The following is an 18,457-nucleotide window of genomic DNA, read 5'->3' as shown; positions in this document are numbered from 1 at the left end:
TGGGGGCATTCATCGTTCCCACGCTCCCGCGTGGGAACCATAGGAAAATCTCTACGCGGTGGTCGGGGGCATTGTAGGCGGGCCATGCCCGCGACCCGAATGGCATTGCGGATTGTCGCGGGCATGGCCCGCTCCTACGAAAATGCGTGCTCCGCGCCCGCAGGATTCGTAGGGTGGATGGCGCTTTTCCATCCACCATCCTGGCTTCGGCACGCAGGAATGGTGGATCGATGGAGCGTGATCCACCCTACGAGAGCGCAACGTCTCTCAGACTACCTCGAGATGCACCTTGTGCCTGATCAGCAGCCGCGACACCGAAGCCGGCGGCGGGCTGTCGGTGAACAGGCGGTTGACCAGCGAGATCGGCCCCAGGTGCACCATGGCGCTGCGTCCGAACTTGCTGGAGTCGGCGGCGAGGAAGACCTGGCGGGCGTGGGCGATGATCGCCCGGGAGACGCGCACCTCCAGGTAATCGAAGTCCAGCAGGCTGCCGTCCTCGTCGATGCCGCTGATGCCGATCACCGCGAAGTCGGCGCGGAACTGCTGGATGAAGTCCACCGTCGCCGGGCCGACCACGCCGCCGTCGCCGCGCACCGTGCCGCCGGCCACCAGCACTTCGAAGTCGTCCTTGCCGGCGAGGATCGCCGCCACGTGAAGGTTGTTGGTGATGATCTTCAGGTGGCGGTGGCCGAGCAGGGCGCGGGCGATGGCTTCGGTGGTGGTGCCGATGTTGATGAACAGCGAGGCGTTGTCCGGGATCTGCGCGGCGACGGCTTCGGCGATGCGGCGCTTCTCCTCGCGCATCTGGTCGGCGCGGGTGTCGTAGGCGGTGTTCTGGATGCTCGAATCGTAGGCCGCGCCGCCGTGGTAGCGGCGCAGCAGGTTGAGTTCGGCGAGCTGGTTGATGTCGCGGCGGATGGTCTGCGGGGTGACGGCGAAGCGCCGGGCCAGCTCGTCGATGCTCAGGTAGCCGCGCTCGCGCACGAGGTCGAGGATGTTCTGCTGGCGCTCGGGCAGGTTCATCGGCGTTCCTCGTTCGGCGGCTCCATTAGCGGGGCGAGCAGGGCGCGCATGCTGCGCCAGTGGCTGCCTTCCCAGTACAGGCCCTGGCAGGCGTCGCAGGTGAGGAAGCGCTCGTAGCAGCCGCGAACCATTGGCGGCAGGCGTTCGAGGATTTCCGCCTTGTCGATTTCGCGCAGCGGCAGGTTGCAGTTCAGGCACAGGCTGAACGGTCGCGCGCTGCGGCTGAGGTCCAGGCGCTCGAACATCTCGCGCAGCTGCTGCGCCGGCTTCAGCGCGTGGACGAAGCAGCCGTGGGTGATGATCCTGCGCTTCAGCAGCTCGCGGTCGCGGGTGAGCACGATGCGTCCCTGCTGCTGGGCGAGGACGGCGATCCGTTCGTCCTCGAAGTGGTTGTCGTAGAGGGTGTCGAAGCCGCTCATGCGCAGCAGCCGGGCGAGCCCGCCGAGGTGCGCGTCGGCGACGAAGCGCAGGCGGCGCAGCGGCCGTTCGCGCACGCGCAGCAGCGGGGTGATGTCCAGCGCCTCGAACTTGGGATAGACGGCGACGCGATCGCCATCGCGCAGCAGGTGGCCGAAATCCACCGACTCGCCCTGCACCAGCACCAGTTCCACTTCGGTATGCGGCACGCCCAGCGCCTCGATCATGTGCTTGACCGTCGCCGCCCGCGCGCAGTCGCAGGTGAAGGCGCGGCGACGGCGTTCCAGCGGGAGGAAGTCGTTGAGTTCCTCGTAGAAGCGGAAGGTGGCGCTGACCATGTGGCGGATTACCTCCGATGGCTGCGGCGGGTTTCGCCCGCCCTACGGTTCTTCGGCCCAGCCGCGGGTGCGCTCGACGGCCTTCTTCCAGCCGGCGTAGAGCCTGGCGCGGGTGGCTTCGTCGCATTGCGGCTGGAACACCCGCTCGATCACCGCGCGGCCCTTCAGTTCGTCCAGATCGCTCCAGAAACCGCATGCCAGCCCGGCCAGCAGCGCGGCGCCGAGGGCGGTGGTTTCGCGCATCTGCGGGCGTTCCACCGGGGTGCCGAGGATGTCGGCCTGGAACTGCATGAGGAAGTTGTTGGCCACCGCGCCGCCGTCCACCCGCAGCGCGCGCAGCGGCTCGCCGGCGTCCTGCTGCATGGCGTCGAGCACGTCGCGGGTCTGGTAGGCGATGGATTCCAGGGTGGCGCGGATCAGGTGGGCGTTCTTCACCCCGCGGGTCAGGCCGAACAGCGCGCCGCGCGCGTACGGGTCCCAGTAGGGCGCGCCGAGGCCGGTGAAAGCGGGGACCAGGTAGACGCCGTTGCTGTCCTTCACCTTCGTGGCGAAGTACTCGGAGTCGTGGGCGTCGTTGATCAGCTTCAGCTCGTCGCGCAGCCACTGCACCGTCGAGCCGGCGTTGAACACCGCGCCTTCCAGCGCATAGGCGACCTCGCCGCGCGGCCCGCAGGCGATGGTGGTGAGCAGGCCGTGGGTGGACTGCACCGCCCTGGCGCCGGTGTTCATCAGCAGGAAGCAGCCGGTGCCGTAGGTGTTCTTCGCCTGTCCGGGCTCCACGCACATCTGTCCGAACAGCGCGGCCTGCTGGTCGCCGGCGATCCCGCCGATGGGCACCTGCCGGCCGCCGAGGCTGGCGTGGCCGTAGATCTGCGAGGACGGGCGCACCTGCGGCAGCATCGCGCGGGGAATGTCGAGGGCGGCGAGCAGGCTGTCGTCCCAGTCGCGGCGGTGGATATCGAACAGCAGGGTGCGCGAGGCGTTGGTGTAGTCGGTGACGTGGACCTTGCCTTCGGTGAGCTTCCAGATCAGCCAGGAATCGACGGTGCCGAACAGCAGCTCGCCGCGCCGGGCGCGCTCGCGGCTGCCTTCGACGTGGTCGAGGATCCACTTCAGCTTGGTGCCGGAGAAGTACGGGTCGATGACCAGCCCGGTATGGTCGCGGATGTGCTGCTCCAGGCCGTCGCGGCGCAGTTGCTCGCAGATGTCCACGCTGCGCCGGCACTGCCAGACGATGGCGTTGTGGATCGGCTTGCCGCTGCTTTTTTCCCACACCACGGTGGTCTCGCGCTGGTTGGTGATGCCCAGCGCCGCCACCTCGTCGAAGCTGATGCTGGCCTGGGCCAGCGCTTCCACCAGGGTCGAGCTCTGCGTCGCCCAGATTTCCATGGGGTCGTGCTCGACCCAGCCGGCCTGCGGGTAGATCTGCGCGAACTCGCGCTGCGCCTGGCTGACCACGTTGGCGTCGTGGTCGAAGACGATGGCGCGGGAGCTGGTGGTGCCCTGGTCGAGGGCGACGACGTACTTGTGCTTTTCGCTCATGGGGAATGCCTTGCTGTGCCTTCGCAGCAGATTAGCAAGTGCGCCGCGCGGGGGCGGGAAAACCGGGCGCCGGCAGGTTAAGGTTATGCCTTTGCCAACCCGCCGAGTGGAACCATGACGCCCGCCATCGACCTGCTGAAGAAAGCCCGCGCCGAGCATCGCGTGCTGAGCTACGAACACGATCCGAAAGCACCGTCCTACGGCCTGGAAGCGGCGGAGAAGCTCGGCCTGGAACCGGCGCGGGTGTTCAAGACGCTGCTCGCGGCGAGCGAGAAGGGCGAGCTGCTGGTGGCGGTGGTGCCGGTGGCCGGCACGCTGGACCTGAAGGCGCTGGCCCAGGCCGCGGGCGTGAAGAAGGCCGACATGGCCGACCCGAACGCCGCCCAGCGCGCCACCGGCTACCTGGTCGGCGGCATCAGCCCGCTGGGGCAGAAGAAGCGCCTGCGCACCTTCATCGACGCCTCGGCCCGCGACTTTCCGACCGTCCATGTCAGCGCCGGCCGCCGCGGGCTGGAGGTGGAGTTGAGTGCCGAGACGCTGGCGCAGCTGACTTCGGCGCAGTTCGCCGCCATCGGCCGCGGCTGAGCCACTGTGCCGTCATCAAAAACATGGACTGTATGGCTGCGCCTGACGGCTGCCGAGGCATGCTGACGAATCGACATCAGGAGAGTGACCATGCAACTCGATTTCCATCAGGTAGACGCCTTCACCGACCGTCCCTTCAGCGGCAACCCGGCGGCCGTGTACCGCCTCGACAGCTGGCTGGCCGACGAGCTGATGCTGCGCATCGCCGCCGAGCACAACCTGTCGGAAACCGCCTTCGTGGTGCGGGAAAGCGCGGGCTGGCGGATTCGCTGGTTCACCCCGAAGGTGGAGATGCCGCTGTGCGGGCACGCGACCCTGGCGGCCGCTTATGTGCTGTTCGAGATTTATGACGAGCCGGGCGCGGTGATCGAATTCGCCTCGCTCTCCGGCCCGCTGCGGGTCAGCCGCGACGCTGGCCGGCTGGCGCTGGACTTCCCGGCGCTGGCGCCCAGTCAGGTGGGCAGCACAGTCGAGCTGGAACAGGCCCTCGGGGTGACGCCGGTGGACGTGCTCGGCGCCGACAAGCTGCTGGTGCTGCTGGACTCCGAACAGGCGGTGCGCGACTGCACGCCGGACATGGCCGCCCTGGCGCGCCTGCCCTGGCAGGGCGTGATCATCACCGCGCGCGGCGAGCGGCACGACTTCGTCTCGCGCTTCTTCGCCCCGGCCATCGGCATCGACGAGGACCCGGTGACCGGCTCCGCCCATTGCAGCCTGATTCCCTACTGGTCGCAGCGCCTCGGCAGGCAGCAGCTGAGCGCCTTCCAGTGCTCGGCGCGCGGCGGCGAGCTGGCCTGCCGGCTGGATGGGGATCGGGTGAGCGTTGCCGGCAATGCGGTGCTGGTGGCGAGCGGGCGGCTGACGTTCTGACTGGCTGAAACTCATCGTTCCCACGCTCCCGCGTGGTAACGCATCCCGGGACGCTCCTGCGTCCATGGCGATGGGTATCGCTGCGCTCAACCCATCCTACGGACGGGGCTGACGTAAGGTGGATGAGGCTCTTTTCATCCACCATTGCGGGGTCGCATGTGACCCGAGGTTGGAGTGCGATGAGCTTTTCGTAGGAGCCAGCTTGCTGGCGATTGTCCATGCCAGCCGGCGGCACCGTGATCGCCGGATCATTCGGATCGCGAGCAAGCTCGCTCCTACAGGACCGGAGATCGGTCAGGGTTCCGCGTCCGCGCCGGCGGGTTGCACCCGCCCTACAGCGGTACCGATTCGGCCATCGGCACCGCCTGTCGCGCGGCGATGCCATCCTCGGCGGCGAACAGCACCAGGTGCTCGGCGGCGACGCGGATGCCCACCTCGTCGCCCGGCAGGTGGTCGGCGTGGCTGGGGAAGATCGATTCCAGCAGCGTCCCGGTGGGCAGTTGCAGGCGATAGAGGATGGCGGCGCCGAGGAAGGTCTTGCCGACGATGCGCGCCTTCAGGTCGCCCTGTGGCGCCGGCACCAGGTCGTCGGGACGCAAGAGCACGTCGACCGCGCTGTCCTGCGGCAGCAGGTAGGCGCGGTTGCCGCGCAGCACGCCGAGTTCGGTCTGCACGCTTTCCGGGCCGAGCATCTTGCCGCGGATGAAATAGCCCTGGCCGATGAAGCTGGCGACGAAGGGCGTCTGCGGCTCGTGGTAGAGGTTGTACGGCGTGTCCCACTGCTCCAGGCGGCCGTTGCGGAATACGCCGACGTGGTCGCTGACGGCGAAGGCTTCCTCCTGGTCGTGGGTGACCAGGATGGCGCTGGTGCCGCGCGCCTTGAGGATTTCCCGGACTTCCTGGCTGAGCTGGCGGCGCAGTTCGACGTCGAGGTTGGAGAAGGGTTCGTCGAGCAGCAGCAGCAGCGGCTCCGGCGCCAGTGCGCGGGCCAGGGCGACGCGCTGCTGCTGGCCGCCGGAAAGCTCGTGGGGAAAGCGCCTGCCCAGCTTGTCCAGCTTCACCAGGCGCAGCAGGTCGTCGACGATGGCCTGGCGCTCGGGATGCTTGCGGATGCCGAAGGCGACGTTGTCCTCCACGCTCAGGTGCGGGAACAGCGCGTAGTCCTGGAACACCATGCCGATGCGGCGCTTTTCCGGCGACAGGGTGAAGCCGGGGCGGGAGATCACTTCGCCGTTCAGCGCGATCTGGCCTTCCTGCACCGGTTCGAAGCCGGCGATGGCGCGCAGGGTGGTGGTCTTGCCGCAGCCCGACGGGCCGAGCAGGCAGCCGATGTCGCCGGCGTTCAGGTGCAGGCTGACGTCCTGCACCACGCGCTGCTGCTCGTATCCGCAGGAAAGATCTTTCAGGTCGAGCAGCAGGCGTTGGGTCATCGGCGAGGTGTCTTCGGCAGGTGGAGCGAACGAAAATGGCCGGAACGGAATCGACCGCAAAGGCCAATTCTAACCGTTTTCAATCGCGATACCGAATCGGTTGCGACACCGTGACCCTCTTCAGGCGTGGTGGGCGTGTTCCACCAGCAGTTCGAGCAGGGCCTTCTGCGCGTGCAGGCGGTTTTCCGCCTGGTCCCAGGCCACCGAGCGCGGATCGTCGAGCAGGTCCTCGCTGATCTCTTCGCCACGGTGCGCCGGCAGGCAGTGCATGAACAGCACGTCCGGCGCGGCGCCGTCGAGCAGGGCGCGGGTCACCTGGTAGGGGCGGAAGGTGCGCAGGCGCGCCTCGGCTTCCTCTTCCTGGCCCATCGAGGCCCACACGTCGGTGCTCACCAGGTGGGCGCCGGCGGCCGCTTCGCGCGGGTCGCGGAAGATGCGCACGCGCTCGCCGGCCAGCTCCATGAGCGTGGCGCTGGGTTCGTAGCCTTGCGGGCAGCCGACGTTCAGCTGGAAGTCGAAGCGGATCGCCGCCTCGATGTAGCTGTTGCACATGTTGTTGCCATCGCCGATCCAGGCCACGGTCCTGCCCTGGATGTTGCCGCGGTGCTCGAAGAAGGTCTGCATGTCGGCCAGCAGCTGGCACGGGTGCAGGTCGTCGGACAGGCCGTTGATCACCGGCACGCGGGAGTTGGCGGCGAACTCGGTGAGGTTGCTGTGGGCGAAGGTGCGGATCATCACCGCATCGACCATCCGCGACATCACCCTGGCGCTGTCGGCGATCGGCTCGCCGCGGCCGAGCTGGGTGTCGCGCGGGGAGAGGAAGATCGCCTGGCCGCCGAGCTGGATCATGCCGGCCTCGAAGGACACGCGGGTACGGGTCGAGGCCTTCTCGAAGATCATGCCCAGCACGCGGTTCTTCAGCGGTTCGTAGAGCACCCCTCGGTCTCGCAGGTCCTTCAGCTCGCTGCCGCGGCGGATCAGGCCGATCAGTTCGTCGGTCGTGTAATCCAGCATCGAGAGGAAGTGACGTGCGCTCATGGTTTACCTACTACTTATTCTCAGTTCTGGCCGAGGCACTGACCGGATTTCCTGAGAAAAAACGGGCTGAACCTGCGGCGGGACCGCATGGAGCGGAAAAAGGGGGAGGCGCGATCTTATAAGGAAATGTCGCGGGGTTACAACAGGGGCCGGGAACTCGGCACGTCGCGGGGCGGATTCTGTTTTTCTCGCGCCGGATTCATGCCAGTTCACGTCATTTTCCGCTTTCCCCGCTGCGTTCGTGCGCAAACGTCCGTCGCGAAGCGGCAGTCGGACGACGGGAGTTCGACCACGGCCTGCCCGGCGCCGGGCGTCGACCGTCGTTTCGTTGGCGACCAGAACAGGGGAAAGGGGTGAAGCAGGGAACTTGAACGGCTCGTGGGTTTCTGAAAGCGCTGGAACAGTTTCAGTAGAAAATTTTTTCGATCGTTCGCGGTACATCGCGGCCCCATCTCGAAACTGTGGATGAATCACAGTTTTTTGCGAAGCCAGTCATTTCACCCATGCAATCCGGTCCCACATCACACACAGGCCAGGCAGGTTTCACCCTCATCGAGCTGCTCATTGCCATGACCATCGTCGGCATCCTGGCCGCCATCGCCGTCCCTGCCTACGACTCCCATATCGCCAGGTCCCGTGTGCGGGCCGCGCAGGTCGATCTCGTCGCCCTGAGCATGGTGATCGAGGCCGATTACCAGCGGTCGATGGCGTATCCCGTCGGCAGCTTCGAGGGCACCGCCAAGGTGCGGGAAAGATTCGGCGCCTGGCAGCCTTCGGAAAAGACCTTCTCGTACTCGGTGACCTCCAGCGCCGACGCCTATACGGCGACAGCCACGGGCCTCAGCGGCAAGCTGAAAGGCTGCAGCATGACGCTCGACCAGGAAGGGACGCGCACCGGCAACTGCCCCCATGTCGGCGGCACGGACTGGCAATGATGCGCGGCTTCACCCTGATCGAAATGCTGGTGGTGCTGGCGCTGCTGGGAGCCTTCGCGATGCTGGCCGTGCCATTCGCCTCGGGCTGGACGGCCCGGGCGCGGCTGAACGTGGCCGAAAGCACCTGGCAGGAAGCCTACGGGCGCGCCAAGGCCGCGGCCTTGCGCAATCGCCATGGCATCCATGGGGCGCAGGCGGCGAGCGTGCTCTGCGTCAGCGGCCCGGCGCTGGAGGTACACGTTGCCAGCAGCCCGACCAGCGCGGCGAGCTGTGCTTCCGTCCGGCAGTGGCGGGCGACCCTCCCGGACGGGCTGGAGAGTCGTCATGCCGGCGCGCTCGTGTCCTGCTTCGCCTTCGACAACCGGGGCAGCCTGCTGGCGCTGGGGAGCTGCTCGGCCACCGCTGAACTGGAGCTCAGGCATGGAACGAGCCACGCTTCCATCGCCCTGCGCTGAGCGGCGTCGCCAGCGCGGCGACGTGCTGATCGACGCCCTGATCGGGGCCGTGCTCATGTCGCTGGTGTGCCTGGGGCTGACCCTCGGCGTCGCCAGGACTCTGGTCAACCAGCGCGACGGCAACCTGCAGGCCCTCGCCGTGGCGCAGATGCGCGACCTGCTGCAGCGCAACGGCAGTGGCGGGCTGGATTTGTGCGGTTCCGGCGCGTCCATTCGCCTGCCCGGCGCATCGGCGCCCATCGCCGTCGAGGTCAGGGGCTGCGCGACCCGGGAAATACAGGTCGGCACCCAGCGGCTGGCGGCCGTGGCCGCGCCGCTGACCTTGTGCGCGACCCTCGACGGCTCGCAGCGGCCGATCGCCGTGGGAGGCGGCTCGTGCTGATCCGCCAGCGGGGAATCACGCTGGTCAGCATGATGGTCGGCCTGCTGATCTCCGTGCTGGTGATCCTGGTCCTGCTGACCAGCTTCAGGACGCTGCTGTCGCTCAGCGCGCAGGCGACGCGCAGCGCGATCCAGGACGGCGAGCTGGCGACCGCGATGACCGCGCTGCAGATGGATATCCAGGCGGCCGGGTTCGGCCTCGACAGCACAGCGGTGCTGCAGGCCACCGTCGATCTGCCGGGAGCCGACCGGGCATTGCTCTGGCGCTTCCAGGACGGCGCCCAGCCGGTCTGCGCCGGCGTGGTCGAGCGCAGCGCGAAGGACCCGGAGAGCGGCAGGAGCATGCGGGTGGTGTCGCGCCTGAGCAGCGACAACTGTTCGGCCGCTTCCGCCCTGGACGGCCTGTCATGGAGCCTGGGCGAGGACCTGCTGCAGTTCCGCGAGCAGACCGCGCGGCAGCTGCGGATCGTCCTGGGCGAGGGCGTCTGCTCGCCGTTCGGTGCCCTGGCCGGCGCCGAGCGGCATCCGATCGTGACGCTGACGGCGCCCAGTTCCACCGCCCAGGCCGGCGCCGCCGCGCTTCCGGTCAGCTACAGCGTCTGCCTGATCAATATCCCCGCCTGAGTGGAAGCAGCCATGAAATCACCGGTCCGCCAGCGAGGCATGACCACCGTTCTCATCGTCATGATCGTTTCGCTCGCCATGGGCGCGGCGGCGCTGATGATCATCCTCGGCGTTCGCGGCAACCAGGAACGGCAGGCGATGGTCCACGCGACCACCCATTCCCAGGCCGGGGCCTGGGCCGGAGTGGAGCTGTACCGGCGCTATTTCGAGCAGTTGTCGGTCGACGAGGCGCAACTGACCACGGCGGCGGACCCCATCCGCGCGACGCTCGACGGCAACGCGCTGAGCGCCACCATCGTCGACGTCGCCGCGCCGGACGGCGACGATGCGAGCCGCACCTATACCATCACCGTGGACATCCGCAGCGAGCAGCGAGCGGCGCGGTCGACCGCGGTGATCCGTGCGGTGTACCTGGTTTCCTCCGGTTCCGCCGGCAGCGGAACGACGGACAGCGGCGGCGCGGACAGCCGGACCGGCGACGCCCTGATCGATCTGCGCGACCTGCCGGCGTCCTCCGATCCGGACCTGGACGAGTCGAGCTGCGAAATCGAATGCGAGGAAGGTGGCGGAGTCGCCGCGACGAGGCTCAAGTGGGCGCGTTATCTCTAGCGAGGCAGCGGTGCAGGGGAGGGAGACGGACGGGAAAGGAGCCATCACGACAAGATCTGGGGAGACGAGGCGTCGTGATGGCTTTTGCATGAGCACAATCAATCAGTCGCGGCAATGATGGCCCCGCCGGCCGTGGGCTGGCCTGCCACAGGTCAAGCATTCCGGGGCCGTTCATCGGAATGGGAAAGCCCGGGTGTTGCCGGGCGGCGTAGGAGGCTTCCCGGGGAGTTATCGGAGCCGGCTGACAGATTCACTGCAGGATCGATTGGTAGTTTTCCGGCCGCCATCGGATCGGTGGCTCGTAAAACTCCAAGGAGATTCCTCATGAAGAAGTTCTGGATGTCCGCCGTCGCGGCCGCCGTCATCGCCACCGCCAGCGGTTGCACCAGCTACAACATCAGCCAGCCCGTCGCTCCGGTGGACGGCGCGGTCAGGACCGACCTGAAGGCGGATGTGTCCGTCGGCGAGCAGATCAGCGGCCAGTCCTCCGTCAACATCCTGTTCGGTTTCCTCAAGCTGGGCGGCGACAGCCAGTTCGCCGACGGCGTGACCTACGGCGGCGACAGCGGTTCCGGCCTCGGCCTGGGCGCTCTGGACCCGGTATCCAGCGCCAAGGCCGCCGCCGCCTTCAAGGCCGTGAAGAGCTCCGGCGCCGACCTGATCGTCGCCCCGCGCTACGAAGTGACGGTCGAAGACTACTTCGTGTTCAAGAAGGTCGACGTCAAGGTCGTGGGCAACAAGGGCAGCATCAACGGCATCCGCTGACCGCTCCCTGCCGGCGGGGCAATCCCGCCGGTTTCGCGTCGCCGTCGACTTCTCCGGGGCGGCGACGCTCCTATCCATCCCTCCCCGTGATACCCGCCGATTCACCGACCGAAGCCAGTGGCTTTCGCCGCGCCCTGGTTCCATAGTTCCCGTTCGATTGCCGCGCCCTACGACAACACAACAAGAGGCGAGCCATGAGCAGGACCCTTCACCACCGTGCGTGCCATCTCTGCGAGGCCATCTGCGGCCTGACCATCGAGACCGAGGACGGGCGCATCCTGTCGATCAGGGGCGACGCCGAGGACAGCTTCAGCCGCGGCCATGTCTGCCCCAAGGCGGTCGCCCTGCAGGACATCCAGAACGATCCGGACCGCCTGCGCCAGCCGATGCGTCGTGTCGACGAGCAGTGGCAGCCGATCGGCTGGGACGCGGCCTTCGAGCTGGCCGCCACGCGCCTGGCGGCGATCCGCGAGCGCCGCGGCGCCGACGCGGTGGGCGTCTACCAGGGCAACCCGAGCGTGCACAACTACGGGCTGATGACCCACAGCAACTACTTCCTCGGCCTGCTGAAGACGCGCAACCGCTTCTCCGCGACCTCGGTGGACCAGCTCCCGCACCACCTGGTCAGCCAGCAGATGTACGGCCACGGGCTGCTGATACCGATCCCGGACATCGACCACACCGATTTCATGCTGATCCTCGGCGGCAATCCGCTGGCGTCCAACGGCAGCATCATGACCGTGCCGGACGTGGAGAAGCGCCTGAAGGCGATCAGGGCCCGCGGCGGCAGGGTGGTGGTGGTCGACCCGCGGCGCAGCGAAACCGCGGCCATCGCCGACCAGCACATCTTCATCCGCCCGGGACAGGACGCGGCGCTGCTGCTGGGCGTTCTCGCCACGCTGCTGGACGAGGGCCTGGGTCGCGCAACCCATCTGCCGGTGGACGGCCTGGATGAGGTGCGCGCCGCGCTGGCGCAGTTCGATGCCGAAGCCATGGCGCAGCGCTGCGGCGTGCCGGCGCCGGTGATCCGCCAGCTGGCGCGGGATTTCGCCGCTGCCGACAAGGCGGTCTGCTACGGCCGCATGGGGGTTTCCACCCAGGCGTTCGGCACCCTCTGCCAGTGGCTGGTGCAACTGCTCAACCTGCTGACCGGCAATCTCGACCGGGCCGGCGGGGCGTTGTGCACCACCCCGGCAGTGGACCTGGTGGCGAGCACTTCCGGCGGCGCCTTCAATCGCTGGCAGAGCCGCGTCTCCGGCCTGCCGGAATACGGCGGCGAGCTGCCGGTGGCGGCGCTGGCGGAGGAGATGCTGAGCGAAGGGGAAGGGCAGGTCCGCGCGCTGATCACGGTGGCGGGCAACCCGGTGCTGTCCACGCCCAACGGACGGCAGCTCGAACAGGCGCTGGAGGGGCTGGAGTTCATGCTCAGCGTGGACTTCTACATCAACGAGACGACCCGCTACGCCGACCTGATCCTGCCGCCCACCGCGCCGCTGGAGCACGACCACTACGACACCTCGTTCAACCTGCTGGCGGTGCGCAACGTCACCCGCTTCAACGAGGCGGTGCTGCCGAAGCCCGAGGGCATGCTGGACGACTGGGAAATCTTCGTCGGCCTGGCGCGGGCCTACGCGGCGCTGGTCGGCGTGGAATTGAAGCCGACCATGCCGCCGCAGCGGATCATCGACATGGGCCTGCGCTTCGGCCCCTACGGCGAGGCGTCCGAACGCAAGCTGGACCTGGCCGGGCTGCGCGAGCATCCGCACGGACTCGATCTCGGCCCGCTGCGGCCGAACCTGGCGCAGCGGCTGAAGACGCCCGATCGCAGCGTATGTGCCGCGCCGCAACTGTTCCTCACCGACCTGCGGCGCTTCGCCGGCAGCGCGGCGCCGGCGGCGGAGCAGTTGCTGCTGATCGGCCGCCGCCATGTGCGCAGCAACAATTCGTGGATGCACAACTACCACCGCCTGGTGAAGGGCAAGCCGCGCCACCAGTTGCTGATGCATCCGCAGGACCTCGAACGCCGCGGCCTGGCCGACGGCCAGCGGGTGCGGGTGAGTTCCCGGGTGGGCAGCGTCGAGGTGCAGGTCGCCGCCAGCGACGAGGTGATGCCCGGCGTGGTCAGCCTGCCGCATGGCTGGGGCCACGCACGGCCGGGCGTGCAGCTGTCCATCGCCCGCGAGCAGGGCGGGGCGAGCGTCAACGACCTGACCGACGAGCGCTACCTGGATTCCGTCTCCGGAAATGCCGCCCTCAACGGCGTGCCGGTGGAGGTCGAGGCCGCCTGAACGGGGCATGGCAAAGCCGAGCGTCGTGCTCGGCTTTCCGTTACAATGGCGCCAATCGTGCCGGTCATCGCCCGCAGAGGCGCCGGGCCGGAGCACCACCGGATCGTTCAGCCGAGGTAAGCCATGGACATCATCGACACCATCAAAGAGCAGATCACCAACAATCCCGTCATTCTGTATATGAAGGGCTCCCCGAATGCCCCGCAATGCGGCTTCTCCGCCCGCGCGGCGCAGGTGGTGATGGCCTGCGGCGAGAAATTCGCCTATGTCGATATCCTGCAGAACCCGGAAATCCGCGCGAACCTGCCGAAGTACGCGAACTGGCCGACCTTCCCGCAGCTGTGGGTGGGCGGCGAACTGGTTGGCGGCAGCGACATCCTCGCGGAAATGTTCGAGAAGGGCGAACTGCAACCGCTGATCAAGGCGGCAGTTGGCAAGACCGAAGCCTGAGTTTCCGCTTCAAATAAAAAGCCCCGCGATTCAGCGGGGCTTTTTATTTGCTGTCGCGAAATCAGTCTTCTTCGTGCATGTGCGACTGCAGATAGTTTTCCAGACCAACTTTCTGGATCAGGCCAAGTTGGGTCTCCAGATAATCGATGTGCTCTTCTTCCGAGGCGAGAATGTCCTTCAGCAGATCGCGGCTGATGTAGTCATGCACGCTTTCGCAATAGACGATGGCGTCGCGCAGGTCCTTGGTCGCCTTGAGTTCGAGGTTCAGGTCGCACTGCAGCATTTCCTGGGTGTTCTCGCCGACCAGCAGCTTGCCCAGGTCCTGCAGGTTGGGCAGGCCTTCGAGGAAGAGGATGCGTTCGATGAGCTTGTCGGCGTGCTTCATCTCATCGATCGACTCGTGGTACTCGTGCGCGCCGAGGCGTTTCAGACCCCAGTCGTTCCACATGCGCGAGTGCAGGAAGTATTGGTTGATGGCGATCAACTCGTTGCCGAGGATCTTGTTCAAGTGCTGGATGACTTTCTTGTCGCCTTTCATGCCGAGTCCTGCCGTGTGGAGTGGGTGGTAGCCTGAAAGTTTGTCCCCCTTATAACTGACTGTCAAATATAAGTTATTGAATTTGCTATAAAAAGGAATATGAATGCGAATGCTTCAATTCTTCGTTTACTTGATAACTGTCTGAATTGCGGGCACAAAAAAACCGGGCCATGGCCCGGTTTCCTTTTTATTGATGCGCTCTGCCTATCAACTTGCGGCATAGGCCAGCGAATAATTCATCGACTGTGCGCTGTGCAGTTCGCCGAGCGTGTCGCGTACCACCTGCTTGGCGAGGCAGGCGCACTTGCCGCACTGGGTCCCCACGCCGGTGCATTCGCGAACTTCGCGATAGTTGCAGGCGCCATCGTAGATCGCATCGCGGATGTGGGTATCGGTAACACCTTGGCAGAGGCAGACGTACATGGGCGGATACTGCTCGAGGTCCTAAGTTGAGAGCGATACTAATCTTAATGAGAATGATTGTCAAAGCTGATCGATTCGCCAGCGGATGAACGGCAACGAGGGCCGTCGTAGAGCGGGGCGGGGAGGGAAAGGCTGGGCGGGTCCGGAAGGTGCGGTGTATCATGACCGCCCTTTCTACTGCAGCGACTGTCAGCAAGGCTTCATGCACCGCCGGCAGACTGCATTCCCACTCCCTCACCATCCTCATCTAAGGAGACTGGAATGAGCGTACTCGTAGGCAAGAAGGCCCCCGACTTCACCGTTCCCGCCGTTCTCGGCAATGGCGAGATCGTCGAAAGCTTCAACCTGGCCGAAGCCATCAAGGGCAAATACGGCCTGGTGTTCTTCTACCCGCTGGACTTCACCTTCGTCTGCCCGTCCGAGCTGATCGCGCTGGATCACAAGATCCCCGAGTTCAAGGCGCGCAACGTGGAAGTGATCGGCGTCTCCATCGACTCCCACTTCACCCACAACGCCTGGCGCAACACCCCGGTGGAAAAGGGCGGCATCGGCGCGGTGCAGTACACCCTGGCCGCCGACATCTCCCACGAGATCGCCAAGGCCTATGACGTCGAGTCCGAAGGTGGCGTGGCCTTCCGTGGCGCCTTCCTGATCGACCAGAACGGCGTGGTGCGTTCGCAGATCGTCAACGACCTGCCGCTGGGCCGCAACATGGACGAGCTGCTGCGTCTGGTCGACGCCCTGCAGTTCACCGAAGAGCACGGCGAAGTCTGCCCGGCCAACTGGAAGAAAGGCGACAAGGGCATGACCGCCTCGCCGGAAGGCGTGGCCAAGTACCTGGCCGAGAACGCTGCCAGCCTCTAATCGCTGAGCCGAGCGTCGCCAACGAACGCCCCGGCCTGTCCGGGGCGTTCTTTTTTCAGGCTTCCGCTTCCACCTCGACCAGCAACTGCCGGTTCTTCACCTGCTCGCCCTTGCTCACCTGCACGCGGCGGATCACGCCGTCGATCCCGGCCTTCAGCGGGTGCTCCATCTTCATCGCTTCCAGTACCAGCAGCAGTTGGCCCTTGCCGACCTTCTCGCCTTCCGCCACCAGCACCTCGACGATCGCTCCATCCATCGGCGCCTGTACCGTGCCGGTGCCGGCCGCGCCCTGCGTCCCGACGGGTTCGTGGGTGATGTCGCGCAGTTCCAGGTTGCCGTGCCCATGCAGCCACAGGCGCTGGCCGTCCAGATGGCAGGCGATGCGGCGGCGGATGCCGTCCAGCTCGGCGACCATCCAGCGGTCGTCGCGCTCGATCAGGCGCAGGGCGACCCGGCTTTCACCGGTACGCACCTGCAGCAGCGGTTGCGTCCCGCTTTCCACCACCGTCAGTTCGACGTCATGCCGGTCGTCCCCATGCCCGAGCACCAGCCGCCACGGCGCGCTGTTGGCGCTGCGCCAGCCCGCCAGGCCCGGCTGGTGGGCGCAGGACTCGGCGGAGCGCTGGTAGAAGAGGGCGGCGGCCAGCGCCAGCTCGCCTGCGCCGGGCGGTTGCGGGGCGAGGCTGGCGTCGTCGCGGAAATGCTCGCCGATGAATGCGGTGGTGGCCTCGCCAGCGGCGAACAGCGGGTGCTTCAGCAGGTTGGCGAGGAAGCGCTGGTTGGCGTTGACGCCCAGCAGCACGCAGTCCTCCACCGCGCGCAGCAACTTGCGCCGCGCCTCGTCGCGGGTGGCGCCGTGGGCGACGATCTTCGCCAGCATCGGGTCGTAGAAGGGCGTCACCGCCTGGCCCTCGCGCAGGCCGTGGTCGACGCGGATGCCATGCTCCGGCGGCTGCCAGCGCAGCACGCTGCCGGTCTGCGGCAGGAAGCCGTGGGCGGCGTCCTCGGCGTACAGACGCACCTCCATGGCGTGGCCGTCCAGGCGGATGTCCTCCTGCCCGAGCGGCAGCGGCTGGCCCTCGGCGATGCGGATCTGCCAGGCCACCAGGTCCTGGCCGGTGATCATCTCGGTCACCGGATGCTCCACCTGCAGGCGGGTGTTCATCTCCAGGAAGTAGAAGGCGCCGCTGGCATCCAGCAGGAATTCCACCGTGCCGGCGCCGACATAGCCTACCGAGGCCGCGGCCTTCACCGCCGCCTCGCCCATGGTCTGACGCAATTCCGGCGTCATCACCGGGCAGGGCGCTTCCTCGATCACCTTCTGGTGGCGGCGCTGCACCGAGCAGTCGCGTTCGCCGAGGTGGACGAGGTTGCCGTGACTGTCGCCGAACACCTGGATTTCCACATGGCGCGGCTGCAGCACGGCCTTTTCCAGGATCAGCTCGGCGCTGCCGAAGGCGTTCTGCGCTTCGGAGCGGGCGCTGCGCAGCTGTTCGGGCAGTTCGCCGGCATTGTGGACCAGACGCATGCCACGCCCGCCACCGCCGGCGCTGGCCTTGATCATCAGCGGGTAGCCGATGCGCCCGGCCTCGCGGGCGAACGTGGCGTCGTCCTGCTGCGCGCCTTCGTAGCCGGGGATGCAGGGCACGCCGGCCTCCAGCATGGCCAGCTTGGACAGGCGCTTGCTGCCCATCAGGCGGATGGCTTCGATATCTGGACCGATGAAGACGATGCCGGCCTCCTGGCAGGCGGTGGCGAACCCGGCGTTTTCCGAGAGGAAGCCGTAGCCGGGATGGATCGCGTCGGCGCCGGTTTTCCGCGCGGCGTCGAGCACGGCGGCGATGCTCAGGTAGGACTGCGCCACCGGCGCCGGACCGATGCACACCGCTTCGTCGGCCAGTTGCACGTGCCGCGCCTCGGCGTCGGCCGTGCTGTACACCGCCACCGTGCGGTAGCCGAGGGCGTGGGCGGTGCGGATCACCCGGCAGGCGATTTCGCCGCGGTTGGCGATGAGGATCTTGCTGAAGCTGGGCATCGTCATGTTCCTGAAGTTGTCCGGTTATGCCTTACCTGTAGGGTCCAAGCGGGCCTGCGTTTTTGTACGAAAGCCAGGGTTCCCTCGGCGCCTTCCGCTCCGGTCACCGCCTCGGCGAACTGCCGCGCGGCATCGTCCAGCAACGGCCCGAGGGCTTCATCCTCGCTGCGCAGCAGCAGTGCCTTGGTCGCCGCGTTGGCCAGGGGCGCGCACTGGCGGACCTGTTCCAGGCATTCCGCCAGACGCTGCTCCACGGATGCCTCGACGAAGTGCACCAGCCCCAGGCGTAGCGCCTCGGCGCCGTCGAAGCGCGCGGCGGTCAGGGCTAGGCGGCGGGTCTGGGTCAGGCCGATGCGCCTGACCACGAAGGGGGCGATCTGCGCCGGGAGGATGCCGAGGCTGGTTTCCGGCAGGCCGAAGCGCGCGCTCTGGGCGGCGATGGCGATATCGGAAACGCAGGCCAGGCCGAAGCCGCCGCCGAGCACCGCGCCTTCCAGTACGGCGACCAGCATCTGCGGCACGTTCTGCGCCTCTTCCAGCAGGCTGCCGAAGGCGCGGTTCAGTTCGCGGTAGGCATCGGCGCCGACGCTCTGCGCCCGGGCCATGTCCTTGAGGTCGCCGCCGGAGCAGAAATGCCCGCCGGCGCCGCGCAGCACCAGGGCGCGCAGCGAACGATCATCGCGTGCGGCAGCGATCACCGCGCGCAGTTCGCCGACCATCGCCAGGCTCATGGCATTGCGGCTGTCCGGGCGGTTCAGGGTGACGTGCAGCACGCCGCCGTCGCGTTCCAGCAGCAGGGTTTCGCAGTTCGGCAGTTCGTTCATGCCGGGTTCCTCATCGAATCGGT

General features: G+C 67.0%; 20 protein-coding genes. 11 read left to right on the top strand and 9 right to left on the bottom strand.

Annotation, left to right across the window (positions count from 1 at the left end; translation table 11 throughout):
* Nucleotides 1-267: 267 nt before the first annotated feature.
* Genes BLR75_RS10625 through glpK form a run of 3 tightly spaced genes read right to left on the bottom strand, consistent with a single transcriptional unit; the run spans nt 268 to nt 3,320 of the window.
* A complete protein-coding gene (locus BLR75_RS10625; protein WP_084310903.1) occupies nt 268-1,023 on the bottom strand; it encodes a DeoR/GlpR family transcriptional regulator in 756 nt (251 codons plus the stop codon).
* A complete protein-coding gene (locus BLR75_RS10620; RefSeq protein ID WP_084310901.1) occupies nt 1,020-1,778 on the bottom strand; it encodes a Mut7-C RNAse domain-containing protein in 759 nt (252 codons plus the stop codon). Before BLR75_RS10620 ends, BLR75_RS10625 begins: the two co-directional genes overlap by 4 nt.
* A 42-nt stretch (nt 1,779-1,820) precedes the next feature.
* Nucleotides 1,821-3,320: a glycerol kinase GlpK gene (gene glpK, locus BLR75_RS10615; protein WP_084310899.1), complete on the bottom strand. Its 1,500-nt coding sequence runs from the start codon at nt 3,318-3,320 to the stop codon at nt 1,821-1,823.
* A gap of 114 nt (nt 3,321-3,434) precedes the next feature.
* Between glpK and ybaK the strand changes: the two genes are divergently transcribed.
* Together ybaK and BLR75_RS10605 are read left to right on the top strand one after the other, a co-directional pair.
* Entirely contained in the window at nt 3,435-3,905 is a 471-nt protein-coding gene (gene ybaK, locus BLR75_RS10610) for a Cys-tRNA(Pro) deacylase (RefSeq protein ID WP_084310897.1), read from the top strand.
* 90 nt (nt 3,906-3,995) lie between these two features.
* Complete coding sequence (locus BLR75_RS10605) at nt 3,996-4,775, top strand: PhzF family phenazine biosynthesis protein (RefSeq protein ID WP_084310895.1); 780 nt, start codon at nt 3,996-3,998, stop codon at nt 4,773-4,775.
* A gap of 332 nt (nt 4,776-5,107) precedes the next feature.
* Here the strand turns inward: BLR75_RS10605 and BLR75_RS10600 are convergent, their stop codons facing one another.
* Together BLR75_RS10600 and argF are read right to left on the bottom strand one after the other, a co-directional pair.
* On the bottom strand, nt 5,108-6,205 hold the full coding sequence (locus BLR75_RS10600) for an ABC transporter ATP-binding protein (protein WP_084310894.1): 1,098 nt from the start codon (nt 6,203-6,205) through the stop codon (nt 5,108-5,110).
* 120 nt (nt 6,206-6,325) lie between these two features.
* The gene (gene argF, locus BLR75_RS10595) at nt 6,326-7,243 is read right to left on the bottom strand and encodes an ornithine carbamoyltransferase (protein WP_084310893.1); all 918 of its coding nucleotides are present in this window, start codon (nt 7,241-7,243) and stop codon (nt 6,326-6,328) included.
* A 503-nt stretch (nt 7,244-7,746) separates the two neighbouring features.
* Here argF and BLR75_RS10590 point away from each other — a divergent pair.
* The 8 genes from BLR75_RS10590 (at nt 7,747) to grxD (ending at nt 13,750) form a co-directional block, all read left to right on the top strand.
* A complete protein-coding gene (locus BLR75_RS10590; protein WP_084310892.1) occupies nt 7,747-8,178 on the top strand; it encodes a type IV pilin protein in 432 nt (143 codons plus the stop codon).
* A complete protein-coding gene (locus BLR75_RS10585) occupies nt 8,178-8,633 on the top strand; it encodes a pilus assembly FimT family protein (RefSeq protein WP_169720228.1) in 456 nt (151 codons plus the stop codon). The genes BLR75_RS10590 and BLR75_RS10585 overlap by 1 nt, the downstream gene beginning before the upstream one ends.
* A complete protein-coding gene (locus BLR75_RS10580) occupies nt 8,599-9,015 on the top strand; it encodes a type IV pilus modification PilV family protein (RefSeq protein ID WP_084310890.1) in 417 nt (138 codons plus the stop codon). The genes BLR75_RS10585 and BLR75_RS10580 overlap by 35 nt, the downstream gene beginning before the upstream one ends.
* On the top strand, nt 9,009-9,638 hold the full coding sequence (locus tag BLR75_RS10575; RefSeq protein ID WP_084310889.1) for a PilW family protein: 630 nt from the start codon (nt 9,009-9,011) through the stop codon (nt 9,636-9,638). The genes BLR75_RS10580 and BLR75_RS10575 overlap by 7 nt, the downstream gene beginning before the upstream one ends.
* A gap of 12 nt (nt 9,639-9,650) precedes the next feature.
* Complete coding sequence (locus BLR75_RS10570; RefSeq protein ID WP_139207014.1) at nt 9,651-10,247, top strand: hypothetical protein; 597 nt, start codon at nt 9,651-9,653, stop codon at nt 10,245-10,247.
* A 324-nt stretch (nt 10,248-10,571) separates the two neighbouring features.
* Nucleotides 10,572-11,012, top strand: a complete 441-nt coding sequence (locus tag BLR75_RS10565) for a hypothetical protein (protein WP_084310871.1) — start codon at nt 10,572-10,574, stop codon at nt 11,010-11,012.
* Nucleotides 11,013-11,206: 194 nt separating this feature from the next.
* Nucleotides 11,207-13,300, top strand: coding sequence for a molybdopterin oxidoreductase family protein (locus BLR75_RS10560; protein ID WP_084310869.1), 2,094 nt, complete (start codon nt 11,207-11,209; stop codon nt 13,298-13,300).
* Nucleotides 13,301-13,423: 123 nt separating this feature from the next.
* Entirely contained in the window at nt 13,424-13,750 is a 327-nt protein-coding gene (gene grxD, locus BLR75_RS10555) for a Grx4 family monothiol glutaredoxin (protein WP_084310867.1), read from the top strand.
* Nucleotides 13,751-13,811: 61 nt separating this feature from the next.
* Here the strand turns inward: grxD and bfrB are convergent, their stop codons facing one another.
* Together bfrB and BLR75_RS10545 are read right to left on the bottom strand one after the other, a co-directional pair.
* Nucleotides 13,812-14,288 carry a bacterioferritin BfrB gene (gene bfrB / locus BLR75_RS10550; protein WP_084310865.1) on the bottom strand — a complete coding sequence of 159 codons (477 nt, stop codon included), beginning with the start codon at nt 14,286-14,288 and terminating at the stop codon, nt 13,812-13,814.
* A gap of 207 nt (nt 14,289-14,495) precedes the next feature.
* A complete protein-coding gene (locus BLR75_RS10545; RefSeq protein ID WP_084310859.1) occupies nt 14,496-14,711 on the bottom strand; it encodes a bacterioferritin-associated ferredoxin in 216 nt (71 codons plus the stop codon).
* A gap of 261 nt (nt 14,712-14,972) precedes the next feature.
* Here BLR75_RS10545 and BLR75_RS10540 point away from each other — a divergent pair, with 261 nt between their 5' ends.
* Nucleotides 14,973-15,575 carry a peroxiredoxin gene (locus tag BLR75_RS10540; RefSeq protein ID WP_084310857.1) on the top strand — a complete coding sequence of 201 codons (603 nt, stop codon included), beginning with the start codon at nt 14,973-14,975 and terminating at the stop codon, nt 15,573-15,575.
* Between the two features lie 55 nt (nt 15,576-15,630).
* Here the strand turns inward: BLR75_RS10540 and atuF are convergent, their stop codons facing one another.
* Both atuF and atuE read right to left on the bottom strand, forming a co-directional pair.
* A complete protein-coding gene (gene atuF / locus BLR75_RS10535) occupies nt 15,631-17,610 on the bottom strand; it encodes a geranyl-CoA carboxylase subunit apha (RefSeq protein WP_084310855.1) in 1,980 nt (659 codons plus the stop codon).
* 2 nt (nt 17,611-17,612) lie between these two features.
* Nucleotides 17,613-18,434 carry an isohexenylglutaconyl-CoA hydratase gene (gene atuE / locus BLR75_RS10530; protein ID WP_084310853.1) on the bottom strand — a complete coding sequence of 274 codons (822 nt, stop codon included), beginning with the start codon at nt 18,432-18,434 and terminating at the stop codon, nt 17,613-17,615.
* Between the last annotated feature and the right edge of the window lie 23 nt (nt 18,435-18,457).

Source organism: Pseudomonas jinjuensis (assembly GCF_900103845.1).
Taxonomy (GTDB): domain Bacteria; phylum Pseudomonadota; class Gammaproteobacteria; order Pseudomonadales; family Pseudomonadaceae; genus Pseudomonas; species Pseudomonas jinjuensis.
Note: the sequence above shows the minus strand (reverse complement) of the source record. Positions and strands in the feature narration are given on the sequence as shown.